Source organism: Methylophaga sp. UBA1464 (assembly GCF_002325665.1).
GTDB lineage: Bacteria > Pseudomonadota > Gammaproteobacteria > Nitrosococcales > Methylophagaceae > Methylophaga.
Map to the genome: position 1 here is coordinate 14,844 of NZ_DCSO01000002.1, position 4,029 is coordinate 18,872.

General features: G+C 46.8%; 4 protein-coding genes. All 4 read left to right on the top strand.

The window, feature by feature from the left end; genetic code table 11:
* Positions 1-1,363 (top strand): glycine--tRNA ligase subunit beta (gene glyS, locus B3O33_RS00245; protein WP_292362701.1); only part of this gene is annotated, 1,363 nt, incomplete at its 5' end.
* Between the two features lie 9 nt (positions 1,364-1,372).
* The gene (gene gmhB / locus B3O33_RS00250) at positions 1,373-1,912 is read left to right on the top strand and encodes a D-glycero-beta-D-manno-heptose 1,7-bisphosphate 7-phosphatase (RefSeq protein ID WP_292360526.1); all 540 of its coding nucleotides are present in this window, start codon (positions 1,373-1,375) and stop codon (positions 1,910-1,912) included.
* Positions 1,912-2,664, top strand: a complete 753-nt coding sequence (locus B3O33_RS00255; RefSeq protein WP_292360524.1) for a lysophospholipid acyltransferase family protein — start codon at positions 1,912-1,914, stop codon at positions 2,662-2,664. Before gmhB ends, B3O33_RS00255 begins: the two co-directional genes overlap by 1 nt.
* Positions 2,651-4,029, top strand: a 1,379-nt coding sequence (locus B3O33_RS00260) for a diguanylate cyclase domain-containing protein (protein WP_292362703.1), incomplete at its 3' end; no start/stop codon positions are given. The genes B3O33_RS00255 and B3O33_RS00260, both read left to right, overlap by 14 nt.

A 4,029-nucleotide genomic window follows, 5' to 3' on the forward strand; every position in this document is an offset into this window, starting at 1 on the left:
GGGTCAGGCCATCATTGATGACGAATTACTCGACGAAGTGACGGGGCTGGTGGAGTGGCCAGTTGCCTTATCCGGTGAATTTGACAAGCGTTTTCTGGAATTACCATCACAGGCATTGATTTCCTCAATGCAGGGCCATCAAAAATATTTTCCGGTAGAAGACGCTGCAGGTATGTTACTGCCCTATTTTATTACCGTTTGTAATATTGAAAGCCGTGATCCTGCACAGGTCATTGCGGGTAATGAACGAGTAATTCTGCCACGTTTAAGTGATGCGGCATTTTTCTGGGATACCGATCGGAAACGGCCATTAGCCGATCGTCAGGAGCAGCTCAAAACTATTGTATTCCAGAAACAATTGGGGACGGTGCATGACAAATCACAGCGTGTGGCAAAACTGGCCAGCTTTATTGCGGTAAACATTGGTGGCGATACTGCTTTGGCGGCGCGCGCAGCAATGCTGGCTAAATGCGATTTGGTCACTGAAATGGTTGGTGAATTTCCTGAGCTGCAAGGCATTATGGGCAGCTTTTATGCACGCCTGGATGGTGAGCAGGAAGAACTCGCAATGGCAATGGATGAACAGTATCTGCCTCGCTTCGCTGGCGATGTATTGCCACAAGGTAAAACTGGTCAGGCACTGAGCCTGGCTGAAAAAATCGATACCCTATGTGGTCTGTTTGGTATTGGTCAACCACCATCAGGTGCCAAGGACCCGTTTGCCTTACGTCGCGCTGCGCTTGGTGTATTGCGAATCATTATTGAAAATGATCTGGATCTGGATCTGGCCGAACTGTTACAGCAGTCGGTACAAAGTTACGACCAACAACTGACTGAAACCGACATTGTTGAACCGGTGATGCAATACCTGTTTGACCGATTACGCGGCTATGCCGCAGATGCAGGACATCATGGTGATGTATTTGAAGCTGTGCTGGCTTTGCAACCGACACGCCCTTTAGACTTTATGCATCGAATGCGGGCTGTATCGGCATTTCGGGAAATGGAGCAGGCTGAAGCGCTGGCGGCGGGGAATAAACGGATTGATAATATTCTTCGCAAAAATGCGGCATATGAAGCTGATCTGCAATTGAATCCGGATTTGCTTGAAGAAACGGCAGAGCAGCAGCTGGCTGAAACGTTAAAACGTGTTTCTGCAGATGTTGGTCCGATGATGCAAAACGCGGATTACACCGGCGTATTACGTCGACTGGCTGACATGCGCGACAGTATTGATGCCTTTTTTGACGAAGTCATGGTTATGGCAGAAGATGAAGCTATTCGTCATAATCGTCTGGCGCTGTTAAATCAGACACGGGCATTGTTTTTGGGTGTGGCGGATATTTCCCGATTACAAAATTAGGATGCATATATGTCGCTGATAATTCTTGATCGTGATGGTGTGATAAACCATGATTCCGATGAGTTTATTAAATCACCGTCTGAATGGGAGCCTATAGAGGGCAGCCTGGAAGCCATTGCGAGACTGAATTATGCTGGTTATCGGGTGGTGATTATTACGAACCAGTCCGGTATCGCAAGAGGTTTACTGGATGTAGAAACACTAAACCGTATCCACAGCAAAATGCGGCGCATGCTGGCACAGGTTGGCGGACGCATTGAAGCCATTTTTTTCTGTCCGCATGGACCGGATGATAATTGTGATTGCCGTAAACCTAAAGATGCTGCATTTAAAGATCTGGCTCATCGCCTAAGGGTTAATCTGGGTCATGTGCCTGCTGTGGGTGACTCACTTCGCGATATCCAGGCAGCGCAGTCTGCTGGTGCCAAACCCATTCTGGTGCGTACCGGAAAAGGTGAAAAAACTGTTAAAAAAGGTATTCCGAAAGGGGTGCCGGTCTATGACAATCTGGCTGCAGTTGCCGATGCCTTATTGGAAGCCGATATTTGATGCAGACTTTCCGTTCGTTCATTTTTCTGATTATTTATGCGACAACTGCCATACTTTTTTCAGTGGTAGGGGTGTTAATCTGGCCATTACCTTTTAAACAACGCTACTGGGTAGTCAGCCGCTGGGCGGTGATGAATATATGGCTGCTGAAAATTATTTGTGGTCTTAAGCTGGAAGTTGAGGGGCGAGAAAACATACCGAATGAACCTTGTGTGGTTTTATGTAAACATCAATCCGCTTGGGAAACGCTGGCATTGCAGGCCGTATTTCCACCACAGGTCTGGGTGTTGAAACGCGAATTATTGTGGATTCCGTTTTTTGGTTGGGGACTTGCTTCATTACGCCCCATCGCCATTGATCGTAATGCCGGTCGTCAAGCTCTGAATCAGGTGATTGAGCAGGGTAAGGAACGGTTACAATCCGGTGCCATGGTGGTGGTATTTCCTGAGGGTACCCGTTTACCTCCCGGAACCATTGGGCGGTTTGGCATCGGGGGAGCACGTTTAGCCGTAGATGCTGGGGTTCCAGTGGTGCCGGTAGCCCATAATGCCGGTAGTTTTTGGGCAAAAAGCGGCTTTCTGAAACGGCCGGGCGTGATCCGGATGGTGATTGGCGCTAAGATTGATACTCAGGTTTTGTCGGCGACTGCCGTTAACCAGCAAGTGTATGACTGGATGGCATTAACCATGACCCAACTGGAAGGGAGTGCACCGGTGCAATTCAATAAAGGTGAACAGCGTGGCGAGAGCTGAAGGTATTTTACGGCTATTAATTGTTGATGACTCGCTGACCGAAGCTGATGCCATCATTAACGTCTTACGAAGTGCTGGACATGCGGTCCGCGCCGGGAGAGAAGATGAGTATGATGCACTGGAACAGTGTTTAAGTAATCAAAGCTGGGATCTGGTTATCTGCCGTGATGCGCTTCCATCACTGGCACCCATCGAAATAGTGAACTTAATCAAACATCTTGGCAAAGATCTCCCCTGCATTGTGATAACCGAAAATAAAGCGGCTGAAAAAGAGTTATTTCGAACGGGCGTTCAGGATGTCATTTTGAAAGATGATGTTGAGCGCCTGAAATTTGTTGCCGAACGGGAGCTGGATAACTTATTCATGCGGCGTCTGGGGCGACGAAATGAACGGGCTTTACGTGAAAGTGAAAAACGTTCACGTGCATTGCTGGAAAGTTCACGGGATGCTGTGGCCTATATGCATGAGGGCATGCACATATATGTCAACGGGGCTTATCTCAATCTGTTTGGCTATGAAGAACAGGAAGATATTGATGGTTTGCCCATTCTGGATTTGATTGATAGTGAAGATCATGCCAAATTCAAAATGGTATTCCGCCAATTCACCGAAAAAGTTGATGCAAGTCCGGCAATACTGACAGCCCAGTGTCTGAGAAATGATGGTTATGCGTTTGATGCGGATATCGAATTCAGTCATGCACAAGTGGAAGGAGAAGACTGCACTCAGGTCGTTGTTCGCGAACGTAGTGAAGACATTACTGAAGATGATGAGCAATTAAAACAATTACGTGATTTTGATTTACTCACTGGAGTATACAGCCGTACTCGTTTTGTCGACGAGCTTCAACACGCGGTTAATCAGGCTGCTGAAAATCAAAGTGATTCAGCATTGCTTTACCTGGTGTTAGATGATTTTCAGCAAATAAAAGAATTAGTAGGACTGACTAACAGTGACATAGTAATTAAAAGTGTTGGTGAACAGTTACAAAAAACTGCCCAGGAAGGTGAAAAGCTTGGCCGTTATGGTGACCAGATCTTTACGATTATTGTGCCGAGTGCTGATGAAAGTACGGTGAACCAACGTGCTGAAGCCTTTCTGAAAAGTGTTGATGAATTTGTATCCCATGCCAACGGTAAAATCATTGATTTACATTGCAGTATTGGTATCGCACGCGTCAGTGAAAATGTAGCTTCCGCGCAAACAGCATTGGAAAATGCAGACAAGGCCTGCACTCTGGCGCAACATGCCGGTGGTAATCAAACGGCCCGATTCGAAGAAAAAATCACCCAACCGGATAAAGAAGATCTTTCTGCCTGGCAGTCGATGTTACAAAATGCCTTACAGAAAGATTTATTCAGTAT

Bases quoted from the DNA above. Each gene is read 5' to 3' on its own strand.
- B3O33_RS00255 (WP_292360524.1), top strand. From the start codon at position 1,912: ATGCAGACTTTCCGTTCGTTCATTTTTCTGATTATTTATGCGACAACT.
- gmhB (WP_292360526.1), top strand. From the start codon at position 1,373: ATGTCGCTGATAATTCTTGATCGTGATGGTGTGATAAACCATGATTCC.